Source organism: Chryseobacterium sp. VD8 (genome assembly GCF_037149975.1).
Lineage (GTDB): Bacteria > Bacteroidota > Bacteroidia > Flavobacteriales > Weeksellaceae > Chryseobacterium > Chryseobacterium indicum.
The window spans coordinates 1-228 of the sequence record NZ_JBBCQL010000511.1 but is presented as its reverse complement, the minus strand read 5'-3'; the positions used below and the strand labels follow the sequence as shown (position 1 = coordinate 228).

The 228-nt window shown below is 32.5% G+C and carries 1 protein-coding gene; it reads left to right on the top strand.

Features of this window, described 5'->3' with window-relative positions; translation table 11 throughout:
* A partial coding sequence (locus tag WFK35_RS23240) for a deoxyribodipyrimidine photo-lyase (RefSeq protein ID WP_336735023.1) occupies positions 1–228 on the top strand: 228 nt, incomplete at both ends.

Below are 228 nucleotides of genomic sequence, written 5' to 3'. Positions count from 1 at the left end.
CTTGAAGCCGGTTTAAAAGTAGTTCCGGTTTTTATTTTTGATAAGGAAATTCTTGATAAGCTTGAAGATAAATCAGACAGAAGAGTAGATTATTTTTATCAGGCTCTGGAAGAAATTCATGCTGAGCTTAAAAAACATAAGAGCGGATTAACCGTTTTTCACGATAAACCTGTTGAAGCTTTCAAAAAACTGATTAAAGATTTTGAAATCGATACTGTTTTCTGCAAC